The 14,580-nt window shown below is 68.2% G+C and carries 14 protein-coding genes; 7 read left to right on the forward strand and 7 right to left on the reverse strand.

Features of this window, described 5'->3' with window-relative positions:
- Nucleotides 1-44: 44 nt before the first annotated feature.
- The 5 genes from asnB to ACFWZ1_RS09445 form a co-directional block, all read right to left on the reverse strand.
- Nucleotides 45-1,733, reverse strand: a complete 1,689-nt coding sequence (gene asnB, locus ACFWZ1_RS09425; protein WP_439666221.1) for an asparagine synthase B — start codon at nt 1,731-1,733, stop codon at nt 45-47.
- A 262-nt stretch (nt 1,734-1,995) separates the two neighbouring features.
- The gene (locus tag ACFWZ1_RS09430; RefSeq protein WP_231325798.1) at nt 1,996-2,379 is read right to left on the reverse strand and encodes an STAS/SEC14 domain-containing protein; all 384 of its coding nucleotides are present in this window, start codon (nt 2,377-2,379) and stop codon (nt 1,996-1,998) included.
- Nucleotides 2,380-2,555: 176 nt separating this feature from the next.
- On the reverse strand, nt 2,556-4,340 hold the full coding sequence (locus ACFWZ1_RS09435; protein ID WP_439666222.1) for a DHH family phosphoesterase: 1,785 nt from the start codon (nt 4,338-4,340) through the stop codon (nt 2,556-2,558).
- Nucleotides 4,337-5,272, reverse strand: coding sequence for a phosphoglycerate mutase (locus ACFWZ1_RS09440; RefSeq protein ID WP_439666223.1), 936 nt, complete (start codon nt 5,270-5,272; stop codon nt 4,337-4,339). The genes ACFWZ1_RS09435 and ACFWZ1_RS09440 overlap by 4 nt, the downstream gene beginning before the upstream one ends.
- Complete coding sequence (locus ACFWZ1_RS09445; RefSeq protein ID WP_439666224.1) at nt 5,269-7,317, reverse strand: ABC-F family ATP-binding cassette domain-containing protein; 2,049 nt, start codon at nt 7,315-7,317, stop codon at nt 5,269-5,271. The genes ACFWZ1_RS09440 and ACFWZ1_RS09445 overlap by 4 nt, the downstream gene beginning before the upstream one ends.
- A gap of 144 nt (nt 7,318-7,461) precedes the next feature.
- On the opposite strand from ACFWZ1_RS09445, the gene ACFWZ1_RS09450 reads away from it, so the two are divergent.
- The 6 genes from ACFWZ1_RS09450 (at nt 7,462) to ACFWZ1_RS09475 (ending at nt 12,050) form a co-directional block, all read left to right on the forward strand.
- Nucleotides 7,462-7,797 (forward strand): hypothetical protein, encoded by a 336-nt coding sequence (locus ACFWZ1_RS09450; RefSeq protein WP_439666225.1) that lies wholly within the window; start codon nt 7,462-7,464, stop codon nt 7,795-7,797.
- 125 nt (nt 7,798-7,922) lie between these two features.
- Entirely contained in the window at nt 7,923-8,960 is a 1,038-nt protein-coding gene (locus ACFWZ1_RS09455) for an agmatine deiminase family protein (protein ID WP_439666226.1), read from the forward strand.
- Nucleotides 8,961-9,046: 86 nt separating this feature from the next.
- Complete coding sequence (locus ACFWZ1_RS09460) at nt 9,047-9,937, forward strand: carbon-nitrogen hydrolase (protein ID WP_439666227.1); 891 nt, start codon at nt 9,047-9,049, stop codon at nt 9,935-9,937.
- A 78-nt stretch (nt 9,938-10,015) separates the two neighbouring features.
- Nucleotides 10,016-11,242 carry a TraB/GumN family protein gene (locus tag ACFWZ1_RS09465; protein ID WP_439666228.1) on the forward strand — a complete coding sequence of 409 codons (1,227 nt, stop codon included), beginning with the start codon at nt 10,016-10,018 and terminating at the stop codon, nt 11,240-11,242.
- Nucleotides 11,243-11,354: 112 nt separating this feature from the next.
- Nucleotides 11,355-11,678: a c-type cytochrome gene (locus ACFWZ1_RS09470; RefSeq protein WP_231325806.1), complete on the forward strand. Its 324-nt coding sequence runs from the start codon at nt 11,355-11,357 to the stop codon at nt 11,676-11,678.
- Nucleotides 11,679-11,696: 18 nt separating this feature from the next.
- The gene (locus ACFWZ1_RS09475; RefSeq protein ID WP_231325808.1) at nt 11,697-12,050 is read left to right on the forward strand and encodes a c-type cytochrome; all 354 of its coding nucleotides are present in this window, start codon (nt 11,697-11,699) and stop codon (nt 12,048-12,050) included.
- A 188-nt stretch (nt 12,051-12,238) separates the two neighbouring features.
- Here the strand turns inward: ACFWZ1_RS09475 and ACFWZ1_RS09480 are convergent, their stop codons facing one another.
- Nucleotides 12,239-12,844, reverse strand: coding sequence for an NfuA family Fe-S biogenesis protein (locus tag ACFWZ1_RS09480; protein WP_231325810.1), 606 nt, complete (start codon nt 12,842-12,844; stop codon nt 12,239-12,241).
- Between the two features lie 227 nt (nt 12,845-13,071).
- On the opposite strand from ACFWZ1_RS09480, the gene ACFWZ1_RS09485 reads away from it, so the two are divergent.
- Entirely contained in the window at nt 13,072-13,410 is a 339-nt protein-coding gene (locus ACFWZ1_RS09485) for a 4a-hydroxytetrahydrobiopterin dehydratase (protein ID WP_231325812.1), read from the forward strand.
- Here ACFWZ1_RS09485 and ACFWZ1_RS09490 read toward each other — a convergent pair.
- Complete coding sequence (locus ACFWZ1_RS09490; protein ID WP_439666229.1) at nt 13,364-14,380, reverse strand: RluA family pseudouridine synthase; 1,017 nt, start codon at nt 14,378-14,380, stop codon at nt 13,364-13,366. The two genes, ACFWZ1_RS09485 and ACFWZ1_RS09490, sit on opposite strands and share 47 nt — an antisense overlap.
- Nucleotides 14,381-14,580: the final 200 nt, after the last annotated feature.

A 14,580-nucleotide genomic window follows, 5' to 3' on the forward strand; every position in this document is an offset into this window, starting at 1 on the left:
CCGCTGAGCCCGGACCTGCATGGCGCTCGCGCACAGGCGCGCTCCTACGAGGTGGCGAGGGCAAGGGGCGACAAGGATTGGGTGTGTATGCCGTGCACGGCACGTCCGGACGGGTCGGCGCTGCCGGCGAAGGCCGGGTCCCACGCCAGCGCCGCCGGCGAGGAACAGGCGATCGACTTGCCGCCGGGAACGGTTGCCGCGCAGGCCTCGCCCGGGAAGAACTTCTCGAACAAGGCGCGGTAGAGATAGGCTTCCTTGGTTGCCGGCGTGTTGTGCGGCCAGCGTGCGGCCGCGGCGGTCATTTCGCGGTCGCTCACCGCTTGTTCGGCGTACGCCTTGAGCCCGTCGATCCAGCCATAGCCGACGCCGTCGCTGAACTGCTCCTTCTGGCGCCAGAGGATGGCGTCGGGCAGTGCACCGACGAAGGCTTCGCGCAGCACCGCCTTCTCGATGCGACCGTGTCCGGCCATCTTGTGGCGTGCATCGAAGGCCATGGCCGATTCGACGAAGGCCAGGTCCAGGAACGGCACGCGCGCCTCCACGCCCCAGGCCATCATCGCCTTGTTCGCCCGCAGGCAGTCGTAGCGGTGCAGCGCGTCGAGCTTGCGCACGGTTTCCTCGTGGAAGGCTTGCGCCGAGGGCGCCTTGTGGAAGTAGAGATAGCCGCCGAACAGTTCGTCGGAGCCCTCGCCCGAGAGCACCATCTTCACGCCCATCGCCTTGATGCGCCGGGCCAGCAGGAACATCGGCGTGGAGGCACGCACGGTAGTCACGTCGTAGCTCTCGATGTGGCGGATCGTTTCCGGCAATGCGTCCAGTCCTTCCCAGAAGGTATAGACGAAACCGTGGTGCACGGTGCCCAGCGCTTCGGCGGCCAATTGCGCGGCGGCGAGGTCCGGCGAGCCCTCCAGCCCGATCGCGAAGGAGTGCAGGCGCGGCCACCAGGCTTCGCTCTGGCCGCCGTCCTCGACGCGTTCGCGGGCGAAGCGCGCGGCGCAGGCGGCGACCAGCGAGGAATCCAGCCCGCCGGAGAGCAGCACGCCGTAAGGCACGTCGGACATGAGCTGGCGCTGCACCGCCTGTTCCAGCGCCACGCGCAGATCGCCCGGCGCCCTGCCCTGCGTCGCCGCGTACTCGCGCCAAGGGCGCTGGTAATAGCGGCGCAGCTCACCGCTGGCGCTGTCGTAGACATGTCCGGGCGGGAACATGGTCACATCGGCGCACACGCCCGCCAGCGCCTTCATCTCGGAGGCCACGCACAGCCGGCCGGCCGCATCATGGCCCCAGTAGAGCGGGCACACGCCGAGCGGATCGCGTGCGACGAGGTAGCGTTGCGCGACGCCGTCCCACAGCGCGAAGGCGAAGATGCCGTTGAGGCCGGCGATCCACTCGGCCGGGTCCGCGCCATCACGGTAGAGCGCGTTGATCACCTCGCAATCCGAACCCGTGGTGAAGTCATAGCCACTGCCCAGGCGCAACTCGCCGTGGTTGTAGATCTCGCCGTTGACCGCCAGCGCCAGCGCGCCATCGCGCGAACGCAGCGGTTGCGCGCCGCTGGCCGGATCGACGATCGCCAGGCGCTCGTGCACCAGGATCGCCCCGGCATCGATGAACACGCCGGACCAGTCCGGCCCGCGGTGGCGCTGGCGCTGCGAAAGCTCCAGCGCCTGCCGGCGCAGCGCGGCCAGGTCGTCACCCGGTGCAAGATCGAACATCCCGAAGATGGCGCACATGATTTGTCTCCCTCGCGTTTTCCATGACCCGAAAACGACGAAGGCCCGCACGGGGCGGGCCTTCGTCGCGTAGTTGTTGCTCGAACTTGCGGCTACGCGCCGGCCCCCTTGTGCAGGCGACGATTATTGTTCGAGCGGTTGTCCAGGGCCGGCCGCACGCGTGCCGCGCAGGGCGCGGTGGCGAAGACGGAATGCGTGGTCGGCATGGACATGGCGCGAGTGGAGCAGGATTTCACAAGGCGCGCAAGCGGGTGTCTGCCGTTCAGGCGTGGTGTTCGCGGAACGATTCGCTGATCCAGGCCTTGGCTTCCATCAACTGGTCGTTGCGGTACAGGCGGAACTCGCCCGGCACGGTGAAACCCATGGTGCGTGCCACCAGCCGCAGCCAGTTGACGTCGGTGACCAGCGCGATGCGCTCCCAGCCGCTCCAGTGGCGAAAGCCCAGTTTGGTGTCGTCCCACATGGCGCCGGGCTCGAAGCCGGTGAAGTCGGGACCGACGTGGTAGAGCAGGCGCAATTTGCGGTTGAGCGCGAAGGCGGCCTCCACGTCCGGCACGAACACGTTCTCGTAGTCGGCCGCGGTCACCTTGCCGCGCGCGGTGAAGCCCAGCGCGCCGGCGGGGAGGTCGGTCATCTGCTCGATCATGGGGTGTCTCCGCGTGGTCGGAACTCCATCCAAGCGCGGCGGGCGCGGCTATGCAAGCGTGGGTGCGTGAAAGCCCGGTTCGGCGGCAACGCTGCAATGGCCCGCTTGCGGGCGATGTTCCTGGCGGAGATAAAAAACCGTCGCCGCAACCGGGCCTCTGCGAAAAGCCGGCTGCGTCAGGCGGGTTCGACGTGGCGCACCAGCAGACGCGCGCTTTCCCTGCCCTGCCATTCGTTGATCGTCAGCTCGTATACCGCGCGCAGCCGCGGCGGTGGCGCGGCTGCGCGCACGTTGAACATCACCGCCTCGTGTACGGCGCCATCGCGCGGATCGCGCAGGCTCAGCCGCCAGTGCCGCTCGCCCATCAGGCGCCACTGCGCGCACTCGAACAGGTTGTCGAACAGCGGTTCGGGGAAGCCCTGCCCCCACGGCCCGCCGTCACGCAGCTGGCGCGCAAGGTCGAGGGTGAAGGTACCGGGCGGCAGTTCGCCGTCGGTGTAGAGCACCGCCTGCAGGCGTTCCTCGTCCAGCCATTCGCGCGCGATCGCGTCGAAGGCGTCGGCGAAGCGGGGGTAGTCGGCGGTCTTCAGGCTCAGCCCGGCCGCCATGGCGTGGCCACCGAAGCGCTCGATCAGGCCGGGCAGGCGTGCGTCGATCGCCGCCAGCGCGTCGCGCACGTGGAAGCCGGCGATGGAGCGCGCGGAACCCCGCAGTTCCTCGGGCCGGTCCTCGTCAGCCGGCGCAAAGGCGATCACCGGGCGGTGCAACCGTTCCTTGAGCTTGGACGCCACCAGTCCGACCACGCCCGCGTGCCATGTGGGTTCGTACAGGCTCACGCCGGTGCGCTCGCCCAGGCCTTCCAGTCCGAGCGCGCCGATCATCGCCTCGGCCTCGGCGACCATCGCCTCCTGAAGCTCGCGGCGTTCCTGGTTGATCGCGCTGAGCCGCTCGGCCAGCGCGCGCGCCTGTACCGGGTCGTCGGTGAGCAGGCATTCGACGCCCAGGCGCATGTCTTCCAACCGGCCCGCGGCGTTGAGGCGCGGGCCGACGGCATAACCAAGATCGCTGGCGCAGACGCCGGACAGGCTGCGCTTGCCAGCCTCCACCAGCGCGGTGATGCCCGGGCAGGCGCGACCGCTGCGGATGCGGCCGATACCCGCCTCGACCAGCACGCGGTTGTTGAAATCCAGCGGTACCAGGTCGGCTACCGTGCCGAGCGCGACCAGGTCGAGCAGGTTGCCCAGGTCCGGCTCCTCGCGCCCGGCGAAAGCCCCGCGCCCGCGCAACTCCGCACGCACGGCCAGCAGCAGGTAGAACATCACGCCGACGCCCGCCAGCGCGCGACTGGCGAAAGCCTGGTTCATCCGCGCATCGCCGGTGCATGACTCGCAGGCGGGCTCGCCATGCCCGCATGCACGCACCTCGAGCACGTTGGGATTGACCAGCGCGTCGGCGGCCGGCAACTGATCGCCCGGCAAGTGGTGGTCGGTGACGATCACGCGGATGCCGCGCGCCTTCGCCGCGGCCACGCCGGCGATGCTGGCCACGCCGTTGTCGACGGTGACGATCAGCTGCGGCGCGGGTTCCAGCGAGGCGACCAGCGCGGGACTCAGACCGTAGCCGTGCGCGAAGCGGTTGGGAATCACGTAATCCACGCGCCGCGCGCCGAGCAGGCGCAGGCCGCGCACGGCCAGGGCAGTGCCGGTGGCGCCGTCGCAGTCGTAGTCGCCGGCGATGACGATCGACCAGTCGCCGGTGATCGCCTCGATCAGCAGCGCGACGGCACGATCGAGCCCACCCAGTGCCTGCGGCGCCAGCAAATGGCGCAAGCGATGCTCGGCCTGCGCCGGATGCAGGACGCCGCGCGCGGCGTAGACCTGGCGCAGCACCGGGTGCACCGCATCGCTCCAGCCCTCGGGCGCGCCCGCCACCAGCCGGCGACGCAACGTCGGTGCGCTCATGCGCGCATCCCGCGCCAGAAACGCCAGCGATGCCAGGGACGCAGATCCCGGCGCTCGCCACTGGCGAAGGTCAGGCACAGGGGCCGCTGGCGGGCGAGCGTGTCGATCATGGGCCACCATTGGTCGGCGATGATCTGGGCCGGCAGGTCCTGCAGGTCGATCAGCCAATGAGCGGCGAGTTCGCCCGCCGCCGTCGGCGCTGCGGAAGTGGCCTGGGTCTCGCGGGCCGGGGTCCGCAAGCGATGCGCAATGCCCGACCGCGCCGCCAGCGCCCGCAGCAACGGATCGTCGCTGACGACGCCGCGAAGCGAGGTCGCCACGGTCTCGGGCAACGTGCCTGCCCCCCACAGCCACAGATTGTTGACCGGGGGTTGACCGGCGGCGCGACGCTGCGCGTTCAGCGGGTGCTGATGCAGCAACACCTGGATGTCGTTCTGCAGGATTCGCCAGCGGCGCCCATCGGCACCCTGCGGCAGATGCTGCAGCAGGTTTTCGCCGAGCGCCTGCTCGGGCGCCGGGAACGTCGGCACGGCCGTGCCTGGCGGCAGGCGCAGGTGCCAGCGATCGGACGAGGTCAGTTCCAGCCGCATGCCCTGCTCTTCGAACAGCGGCGCGAGCGGCTCGGCCAGCGCGGCGGCATCGCCTGCGGTCAATTGCATCTGCCCGCAGGCGAGCAGGCGCGCACCGTTCATGTCCGGCTCGATCCAGGCCGGGTCGGCGCTCATCCACAAGGCGTCATCGGCATCGCCGGCGGCCAGCTGCCGGGTGAGCGCACCGGCGGGCAGCGGTTGCGGGACATCGAACCAGGTGGCCAACCCGGCCAGGTATCCCCTTGGGCCATCTTCGAGGCGATCGGCGCGGACCAACAGGCGGCGCAGCGGATGCGCGGGCTCGAAGCGCACGAGCGCGGGCAGCCACAGTTCCACGCTCATGCGCTGGCGGCCTCCAGTTGCTCGTACAGCTCCAGCCATTCGGCCTCGAGCGTTTCCTTCTCGCGACGCAGGTCGGCCTGGCGCTGGCCCAGCTTCATGAGCTCGGCGGTGGAACCGTTGTAGGTTGCCGGGTCGGCCAGCTTCGCCTCGAGGGCAACCAGGTCCGCATCGATCGCCGCGACGCGCGCTTCGATCTTCCTGACCCGGGCCTTCGCGGTCTTGTCCTGTTCGCGCTGTGCGGCGGCGGCGCGGCGGCGGTCGGCGGCGGATTCGGCGGATTCGGCCGGCTCGTTGGCCTTCCTTACGGCCGCACCACGCGAGCGCAGCCAGCGTGCGTAGTCGTCCAGGTCGCCGTCGAACGATTCCACCGCGCCGTCCGCGACGCGCCAGAAGCTGTCGCAGACCAGGCCGAGCAGGTGGCGATCGTGCGACACCAGCACCAGCGCGCCATCGAAGTCCGCCAGCGCATCGGCCAGCGCCTCGCGCATATCGAGGTCCAGGTGGTTGGTCGGCTCGTCGAGCAGCAGCAGGTTGGGCTTGTCCCAGGCGATGAGCGCCAGCGCCAGGCGCGCCCGCTCGCCACCGGAGAAACCATTGACCGACTCGAACGCGCGGTCGCCGGCGAAGTTCCAGCCGCCGAGGAAGTCGCGCAGCACCTGCGCGGCCACGCCCGGCGCCTTGTCCTGCAGGTGGTCGAACGGGCTGGCGCCCTCGCGCAGGCTTTCGACCGTGTGCTGGGCGAAATAGCCGATTTTCAGGTCCTTGTGGGCCTTGCGCTCACCGGCCAGCGGCGGCAGCTCGCCGACCAGCGTCTTGACCAGGGTCGACTTGCCGGCGCCGTTGGGGCCGAGCAGGCCGATGCGTTCGCCGGCTTCCAACCGAAAGCGGACATCCGTAAGGACGACTGCTGCCTTTGATCGATAACTCTCGTCCGCAAGGACGACGTCCGCTCCCTCTCCCCCCGGGGGAAAAGGTTGGGGTGAGGGGCCAAGGCTTGCCCCGAACTCCACCAAATGCCCCGAACCAACATCCCCGCGAGCCCCGCCGCTCACCCCAGCGGGGAGAGGGGGCAGAGCCGAGTAGCCCGCCGACACCTCTTCCAGCTGCAGCATCGAATCGGGCAACCGATCCGGCACCGCGAACTGGAACCGGAACGGCCGCTCGGCGCGCACCGCTTCGGTGCCAGCCAGCTTTTCCAGCCGCTTCATGCGCGACTGCGCCTGCTTGGCCTTGCTCGCCTTCGCCTTGAAGCGATCGACGAACGACTGCAGGTGCGCGCGCTCGGCCTGCTCGCGCTCGTGCGTGATCTGCTGCTGGCGCAGCTGCTCGGCGCGCAGGCGTTCAAACGCGGTGTAGTTGCCCGTGTACAGCCGCGCGCCACCGTCGTGCAGATGCAGCGTGTGCGAAGTAACCGCATCGAGGAACTCGCGATCGTGCGAGATGACCAGCAACGTACCCTGGTAGCGGCGCAGCCACTCCTCCAGCCACAGCACGGCATCCAGATCCAGATGGTTGGTCGGCTCGTCGAGCAGCAGGAGGTCGGACGGCGCCATCAGCGCACGCGCCAGGTTCAGGCGCACGCGCCAGCCGCCCGAGAACTCCTTCACCGCCCGCTCGTGGGTTTCCGGCGCGAAGCCCAGGCCATGCATCAGGCGGCCGGCGCGGGCGCGGGCGTCGTAGCCGTGCAACTCTTCGATGCGGTGGTGAGCGCGCGCCATCGCCTCGGCGTCACCGCGTGCCTGGGCATCGGCCTCCTCGCGCAGGACCGCCGCGACTTCCTCGTCGCCGCCGAGCACGTAGTCAAGCGCGGCGTCCGGCAACGCGGGCGTCTCCTGCGCCACCGACGCCAGGCGCAGCTTCGCCGGCAGGTCCAGTTCGCCCGCGTCCGCCTCCAACCGTCCCTGCAGGACGGCGAACAGGCTGGACTTGCCGCAGCCGTTGCGGCCGATCACGCCCAGGCGCCAGCCGCTCTGGATGGTGAGATCGATATCGGACAGCAGCAGGCGGCTGCCACGGCGGAGGGCGAAATGGCGGAACGCGATCATCGGTAGGAAACGTGCACGGGCGACCCGCCATGATAGCCGGCCTTGGAATGCCTAGCCCATCGCAGACGCCAGCGGTCGCCGTGGCGCCGTTGTCGCACATCTGCTACAACGGCGCCGCACAGGACCTTTGCGGAGAGGGGAATCATGGTCAAGCTCACTGGCGGTCTGGCGATGCTCGCCGCGATCGCGTTCGGCGCACCGATGGCCGCGCATGCGGGCGACAGCCTGCTGATCAATCGCGTGCAGCAGGAACAGGGGATGAACCTGCCCACCCGCGGCATGACCATGGCGCAGGTGGAAAAGCGCTACGGCGCGCCCGAGCGCAAGCTGCAGCCGCGCGGTGGCGACAGCCAGAAGCATCCGGTGATCAACCGCTGGGACTACAAGACCTTCATCGTGTACTTCGAGCACGACCACGTGATCCATTCGGTGCTCAATACGCCCGCCGGCAACAACCACAATCCCGCCGCGGCGCAGTAAGCCCCACGGCAGCACACCACAACGGACCTCCGCGATGGCGAGGGTCCGTTTTCGTTTGGGCCTCATCGCCCGGTGTCGCCCGCTCGACTACACTCCGCCGCTTTCCGACTTCAAGCGAGCGCGCGATGACCTCCTCTCCCAACCTGCGCCTGCCGGCCGAATGGGAACCGCAGGACGCGGTGCTGATCGCCTGGCCGCACGAAGGCACCGACTGGGCCGAGCGCCTGGCCGAGGTGGAGACCACCTATACCGCGCTGGCCGCCGCAGTCACCCGTTTCCAGCCGCTGGTCGTGATCGTCGCCGACGAGGGCGTGCGCGCGACCGCCGAACGCGCGCTCCATGGCGCGGGCGTTGACCTGGAGCGCGTCCGCTTCGTCGAACTTCCCTACGACGACACCTGGTTGCGCGACTCCGGCCCGATCACGCTCGTCTCGGCCCAGGGCTTCCAGCTCACCGATTTCCGCTTCACCGGCTGGGGCGGCAAGTTCGGCGCCGACCAGGACGACGCGCTGGTCGCCGGCCTGGTCGCCGCCGGCGTGTTCGGCCCCGCCGCGCACGAGCGCGTGGATTGGGCATTGGAAGGTGGCGGCATCGAGAGCGATGGCGGCAGCACCGTGCTGACCACCTGGCGCTGCCTGCACCAGCGCCATCCCGAGCAATCGCGCGAGGCGATGGACGCTATCCTGCGCGAAAGCCTGCATGCCCCGCGCGTGCTGTGGCTGGATCACGGCTACCTCGAGGGCGACGACACCGACGCCCACATCGACACCCTCGCCCGCTTCGCGCCGGGCGAGCGCATCGTGTTCCAGGCTTGCGACGATCCGGCGGACCCGCATCATCAGGAACTGGGCCGGATGGCCGCCGAGCTCGCCTCGCTGCGCACGCCCGAAGGCAAGCCCTACCGTCTCTCGCCGCTGCCCTGGGCGCAGCCCATCCTGGACGAAGGGCGCCGACTGGCCGCTTCCTACGCCAACTACCTCGTCATCAACGGCGCCGTGCTGGTGCCCGCTTATGGCGACGCCGCGGACGACGAGGCGGCACGCATCATCGGCGCCGCCTACCCCGGGCGCGAGGTCGTTCAGGTGCCGTGCCGCCCGCTGATCTGGCAGAACGGCAGCCTTCACTGCATCACCATGCAGCTGCCGGCCGGCTTGCTGGGCTGAACACACGCCGCCGGCAACACTTTGGCGACAACCGCGCCACCCTGCTCCGCTAAACTGCCTGTCTCGACTCAGTGCAAGAGACAGGCATGACCGGCAAGACACTCAAGGTGGCGCTGCTGCAGGAAACCAACCGCGGCAACCGCGACGCGAATCTCGACGCGATCGAGGCCGGCCTGCGCGAAGCCGCGGCGGCCGGCGCGCGGCTCGTGCTGCTGCAGGAGCTGCACAACGGCCCGTACTTCTGCCAGCGCGAGTGCGTGGGCGAGTTCGAACTGGCTGAAACCATTCCCGGCCCCGGCACCGAGCGCATCGGCAAGTTGGCGGAGGAACTCAAGCTCGTCGTGGTGGCTTCGATTTTCGAGAAGCGCGCCACGGGCCTGTATCACAACACCGCCGTGGTCTTCGATCGCTCCGCGACCATCGCGGGCAAGTACCGCAAGATGCACATTCCCGATGATCCGGCGTTCTACGAGAAGTTCTACTTCACGCCGGGCGACATGGGCTTCGAGCCCATCGATACGTCGGTCGGTCGACTGGGCGTGCTGGTGTGCTGGGACCAGTGGTATCCGGAGGCCGCGCGGCTGATGGCGCTGGCCGGCGCGCAGATGCTGCTCTATCCAACGGCGATCGGCTGGGATCCGAACGACGAACTGGCGGAGAAGGATCGCCAGCGCGAGGCCTGGGTCACCGTGCAGCGCGGCCATGCCGTCGCCAACGGGTTGCCGTTGCTGGCCTGCAACCGCACCGGTTACGAAGCCGACCCCTCGGGCGTGGGCGCGGGCATCCAGTTCTGGGGCACCAGCTTCGTGGCCGGACCACAGGGCGAGTTTCTGGCCAAGGCGAACACCGACGGGCGCGAGCTGCTGGTGGTCGACGTCGACCTGGAGCGCAGCGAGCACGTGCGGCGGATCTGGCCGTTCCTGCGCGATCGGCGCATCGATGCGTACGGCGATCTCCTCAAACGCTATCGGGATTGAAAACGGTGGGCTGAAGCCCATCCAACGAATCACCCTGTAGGGTGGGCTTCCGCCCACCACCCGCATCCCGGACCACGCATGACCCTCCCCGATTCCGACGTCGCCCAGCCCAACGCCCTGCTCGACCAGCCACTGGAGCGCGTGACCCGCGACGGCGTGGAATACGTCGTGCTGGGCACGGCGCACGTGTCCCGCGCCAGCGTGGCGGCGGTCGAGTCGCTGGTGGCCAACGAATCATTCGACGCGATCGCGGTCGAGCTCTGCCCGAGCCGCGCCGAGGGCATGCGCAATCCGGACGCGTTCAAGCAGATGGACCTGTTCCACGTAATCCGCCAGGGCAAGGTCGGCATGGTGGCGGCAAGCCTGGTGCTGTCCTCCTTCCAGCAACGGCTGGCCGCGCAGTACGGCATCCAGCCCGGCGCCGAGATGAAGGCGGCGATGGACGGCGCCGAGCGCGCCAACCTGCCAGTCTGGCTGATCGATCGCGAGGTCGGCACCACGCTCAAGCGCGCCTGGCGCAGCGTCGGCACGTGGGCGCGCTTCGGCCTGCTCGGCGGGCTGGTCGCCAGCGTGTTCGAGCGCGAGCAGGTCGACGAAAAAGAGATCGAAAAGCTCAAGGAGGGGGACCTTCTGGAGAGCGCGTTCGGCGAGTTTGCGCAGAATTCGGCGCCGCTCTACAACAGCCTGATCGGCGAGCGCGACGAATACATGGCCTTACGCCTGCGCGAGCAGGCGCAAGGCGCGCCGGCCGTGCGCCGCGTGCTGGTAGTGATCGGCGCCGGCCATCTCAAGGGCCTGAGCGGATACCTGCGCGAGCAGCAGGAACCCCCAGCCAAGCGCATCGCCGAACTGGCGAAACTGCCACCCAAGGCGCGCTGGCCCAAGTGGCTCGCGCTGGGCTTGGTGTTGCTGGTGTTCGCGGCCATCGCCTACGCGTTCCATCGCAACCCATCGCTCGGGGCGCTGGCGCTGCGCAACTGGGTGCTGTTCACCGGCGGCTGCGCCGCACTGGGCGCACTGGCGGCGGGCGGGCATCCGCTGAGCATCCTGGCGGCCTTCATCGCCGCGCCGATCAAGCCGTTCCGGCCCGGCATTCCGGCTGGCGGCATCAGCGCGATGGCCGAAGCCTGGATTCGCCGTCCTCGCGTGGCCGACTTCGAGACGTTGCGCGACGACATCGCCGACTGGAAGGGCTGGTGGAAGAACCGCGTGGCGCGCACGCTGCTCAACTTCATCCTGGTAAGCGCAGGCACGGTGATCGGCGAGTACGCCGCCGGCATCCAGATCGTCAAGAGCCTGTTCTGAAAGTGCGCCCGCGGCCGCCTGATTTCGATCAGGGCGATGCGTCAAGTTGTCCGTCGCCTGACGCAGACACTATACTTCCGCGACTTTGTACCCCAAGCGTGGGAATGACTCGATGATTCGACTGCAACTGCTCGGCCTGACCGTGGCCGCAGCCCTCCTCGCCGCCGGCAACGCACATGCCGCTGGCGACAAGGCCAACGGCCGCAAGCTGGTCTATACCTGCAACGGTTGCCACGGTGTCGATGGCTACACCAACGCCTACCCGGACTACCCCGTGCCGAAGATCGCCGGGCAGAACGAGCAGTACATCATCAACGCGCTGCATGGCTACAAGACCGGCGACCGCACGCATCCGACCATGATGGCGCAGGCACAGAGTCTGTCCGACCAGGACATCGACGACATCGCCGCCTATCTTTCCAGCCTCGCCAAGTAAGTCTCGAAGGAATCCCGCATGAAGCGTGCGCTCACCCTGCTCATCTTCGGCGCCGTGCTGGCGTTGTCCTCCACCGCGCTGCTGGCCGAAGGCACGGCAGCCGACGGCAAGACCAAGGCCGCGGCCTGTTTCGCCTGCCACGGTGCGGACGGCAACGCAGTCGATCCGCAGTACCCGCGCCTGGCCGGCCAGTACAATATGTACCTGCAGCAGGCGCTGCACGAATACAAGGACGGCCGCCGCAACAACCCGATCATGAAGGGCTTCGTCGCCACCCTGTCCGACCAGGACATCGAGGACGTCGCCGCCTACTTCTCGAGCCTGCCGACCAAGCTGCACACGCTGGACGGACACATCCAGGGCGACAAGTAACCCGCCCTTATTCGATACAGCAAAAGGCCCGCCTCGGCGGGCCTTTTTCGTTTGCCCCTCTCATCTCCGGGAGAGGGTTGGGTGAGGGGACAAGACTGGCGGCGAGCACTCTCAGGGGCACGCCTTGATGCTGCAGAGTCGCGAGCCCCGCCCCTCACCCCGAAGGGAGAGGGAGCGAGGCAAAGGCTTCACCCCATCGCCGAGCTGCCAGCCTTTTCCTTGTAGTACGGATTGCGCCCGCCAGTGTGGTCGGTCGCATCGCGCACCGCGGTGATCTCCGGCACCCGCTCGCGCAGCGTCTTCTCCACGCCGTTCTTGAGCGTCACGTCCACCATGCTGCAGCCGTGGCAGCCGCCACCGAACTGGAGCAGCACGGCGCCATCCGAGGTCACTTCGAGCAGGCTCACACGCCCGCCATGCGAGGCGATCCGCGGATTGATCTCGGCCTCCAGCACGTAGCGCACCCGCTCGATCAGGCCCGCGTCGGCGCCGGGAACCTCGCCCTTGATCCTGGGCGCGCGGATGTTGAGCTGGCCGCCAGTGGGATTGGGTTCGTAATCGATGCTCGCGCCATCCAGCCAGCGCGCGCTGTCGCCTTCCAGGTAGAAATTGAATCCCTCGCACTCGACCAGCCACTCGTTGCCGGCCAGGTCGCGCGGCTCGCAGAACTCCAGCTCGCAGTTGGCCGCCGGCGTGCCCGGCTCGGTCACGCGCAGCAGGATGCCCAGCTCATCGCCCTGCTGTGCGAGCAGGCGGCGGAAATGCTGTTGTGCGCGGTCGGAAATATCGATCATCTGGGCGAACTCTCCAGCGCCGGCGGGGACGTCCGGCGAAACAGCACCATTTTAGTCCTGTTTCGCGCAAAAGTCCGGCCATCCCCTCTTCGCAGGGACTCACTTGTGGGCGATGCGTTGGCGTTCGGAGCCAAACAGCATGACCCACCAGTGGCCCCGTACCGGTCAGTTTTGACTTTTTCCGGTGCAACTCGGACGCTTCGCCTTTTCCATGGCCGGAGTCCGCAATGAACCGCACCGATCTTTCCAACCAGCACTGCCAACCGCGCAAGGGCAAGGAACACGCGATCGCACCACACCAGGTGCAGGAACTGCTGGCGCAACTACCCGGTTGGGAGCTGGCCAACGACGGCAAGGCCATCGTCAAGGACTTCCGCTTCGAGGACTTCCACCGCACCCTGGGTTTCATCAACGCGGTCGGCTTCATGGCCAATCGCGAGGACCACCACCCCGATCTCGAGGCCGGTTACGGGCATTGCCAAGTGCTGTGGTCGACCCACGACGTGGGCGGTCTTTCACTCAACGATTTTGTTTGCGCGGCCCGGGTCGAGGCGCTGCTGGCCTGAGCCAGCGGTTGCTTTTCCCTTTGTCACCAAGGACATCGAGGAAATTCTTCAAGTCGTCCGGCAAGGGGGCGGAGAAGCCATACGCCCGGCCTTCCAACTCGAAACCCATGTGCGCGGCATGCAGGAACAGCCGCTGCAACCCCTTTTCGCGGAAGCGCTTGTTGGCCTCGCGATCACCGTACTTGGTGTCACCGGCCAGGGGATGGCCGATGTGGGCCGCGTGCACGCGGATCTGGTGGGTTCGCCCGGTGCCCAAGGTCGCCTGCATCAGGCGGGCGCCGGTGAGCTGCTCCATCTCGCGGAAAAAAGTCAATGACGGCTTGCCGTTATCGGACACTCTTACCATTCGTTCTCCGCCCTGGAGCACCGATTTCAGCAGGGGCGCGTTGACGTCGAAGCGCGCCTTGGGCGGATGGCCGACCATCAGGCAGAGGTATTGCTTGGTGACCTCGCCGGCGCGGATCGCCGCCTGGAGCCCGGTAAGTCCGGCGCGGGTCTTGGCAAACACCAGCACGCCGCTGGTATCCCGGTCGAGCCGATGAACCAGTTCCAGGTGCTGGTCCGGACGGGCGGCGCGCAGCAGTTCGATGGCGCCGTGGCTCACGCCGGAGCCGCCATGGCTGGCAATCCCGGAGGGCTTGTCGATCGCCAGGAAGTGCTTGTCCTCGAAGATGACCGCTTCGGCGACCGCGGCCACCATCTCGGCGGACGGCCCTCGATCGGGCGCCTTCTCGGCCGTGCGCACCGGCGGGATGCGCAGCGTATCGCCAGCGCTGAGACGGGTGTCCGGCTTGGCCCGCTTGCCGTTCACTCGCACCTGCCCGGTCCTCAGCAGGCGGTAGATCATGCTCTTGGGGACGCCCTTGAGCAGGGTCACCAAGGCATTGTCGATCCGCTGGCCGTCGCGCTCGGGGCCGATATCGACTTGACGCACACCTTTAGGTGCGTCATGGGAAGTTACCGTCTGCATTGAAAAAAACCTGGGGTAATAGGATACTCGGCGGGCGCTTTATGTCCCTCTATCGAGCTCGATTTGGTGGGGGACGCCCGTCCGCGACGTCGGCGAGGATTGCGCCGGTGGCCACCCCGGCAGCCGGCCGTAAACTCCCTTTCATCGTAACGGTTCGGGGTGTCGTTGTCCGCCGCCAGGGGGTGGCGAGACGGCAGGAG

Source organism: Frateuria sp. GZRe14 (genome assembly GCF_051900395.1).
Taxonomy (GTDB): Bacteria; Pseudomonadota; Gammaproteobacteria; order Xanthomonadales; family Rhodanobacteraceae; genus Frateuria_A; species Frateuria_A edaphi.

Coding starts and splice junctions, on each gene's coding strand:
- ACFWZ1_RS09455 (WP_439666226.1), top strand. CDS start 7,923: ATGACCTCCTCTCCCAACCTGCGCCTGCCGGCCGAATGGGAACCGCAG.
- ACFWZ1_RS09470 (WP_231325806.1), top strand. CDS start 11,355: ATGATTCGACTGCAACTGCTCGGCCTGACCGTGGCCGCAGCCCTCCTC.
- ACFWZ1_RS09460 (WP_439666227.1), top strand. CDS start 9,047: ATGACCGGCAAGACACTCAAGGTGGCGCTGCTGCAGGAAACCAACCGC.
- ACFWZ1_RS09480 (WP_231325810.1), bottom strand. CDS start 12,844: ATGATCGATATTTCCGACCGCGCACAACAGCATTTCCGCCGCCTGCTC.
- ACFWZ1_RS09440 (WP_439666223.1), bottom strand. CDS start 5,272: ATGAGCGTGGAACTGTGGCTGCCCGCGCTCGTGCGCTTCGAGCCCGCG.
- ACFWZ1_RS09430 (WP_231325798.1), bottom strand. CDS start 2,379: ATGATCGAGCAGATGACCGACCTCCCCGCCGGCGCGCTGGGCTTCACC.
- ACFWZ1_RS09450 (WP_439666225.1), top strand. CDS start 7,462: ATGGTCAAGCTCACTGGCGGTCTGGCGATGCTCGCCGCGATCGCGTTC.
- ACFWZ1_RS09490 (WP_439666229.1), bottom strand. CDS start 14,380: ATGCAGACGGTAACTTCCCATGACGCACCTAAAGGTGTGCGTCAAGTC.
- ACFWZ1_RS09435 (WP_439666222.1), bottom strand. CDS start 4,340: ATGAGCGCACCGACGTTGCGTCGCCGGCTGGTGGCGGGCGCGCCCGAG.
- asnB (WP_439666221.1), bottom strand. CDS start 1,733: ATGTGCGCCATCTTCGGGATGTTCGATCTTGCACCGGGTGACGACCTG.
- ACFWZ1_RS09465 (WP_439666228.1), top strand. CDS start 10,016: ATGACCCTCCCCGATTCCGACGTCGCCCAGCCCAACGCCCTGCTCGAC.
- ACFWZ1_RS09445 (WP_439666224.1), bottom strand. CDS start 7,317: ATGATCGCGTTCCGCCATTTCGCCCTCCGCCGTGGCAGCCGCCTGCTG.
- ACFWZ1_RS09475 (WP_231325808.1), top strand. CDS start 11,697: ATGAAGCGTGCGCTCACCCTGCTCATCTTCGGCGCCGTGCTGGCGTTG.
- ACFWZ1_RS09485 (WP_231325812.1), top strand. CDS start 13,072: ATGAACCGCACCGATCTTTCCAACCAGCACTGCCAACCGCGCAAGGGC.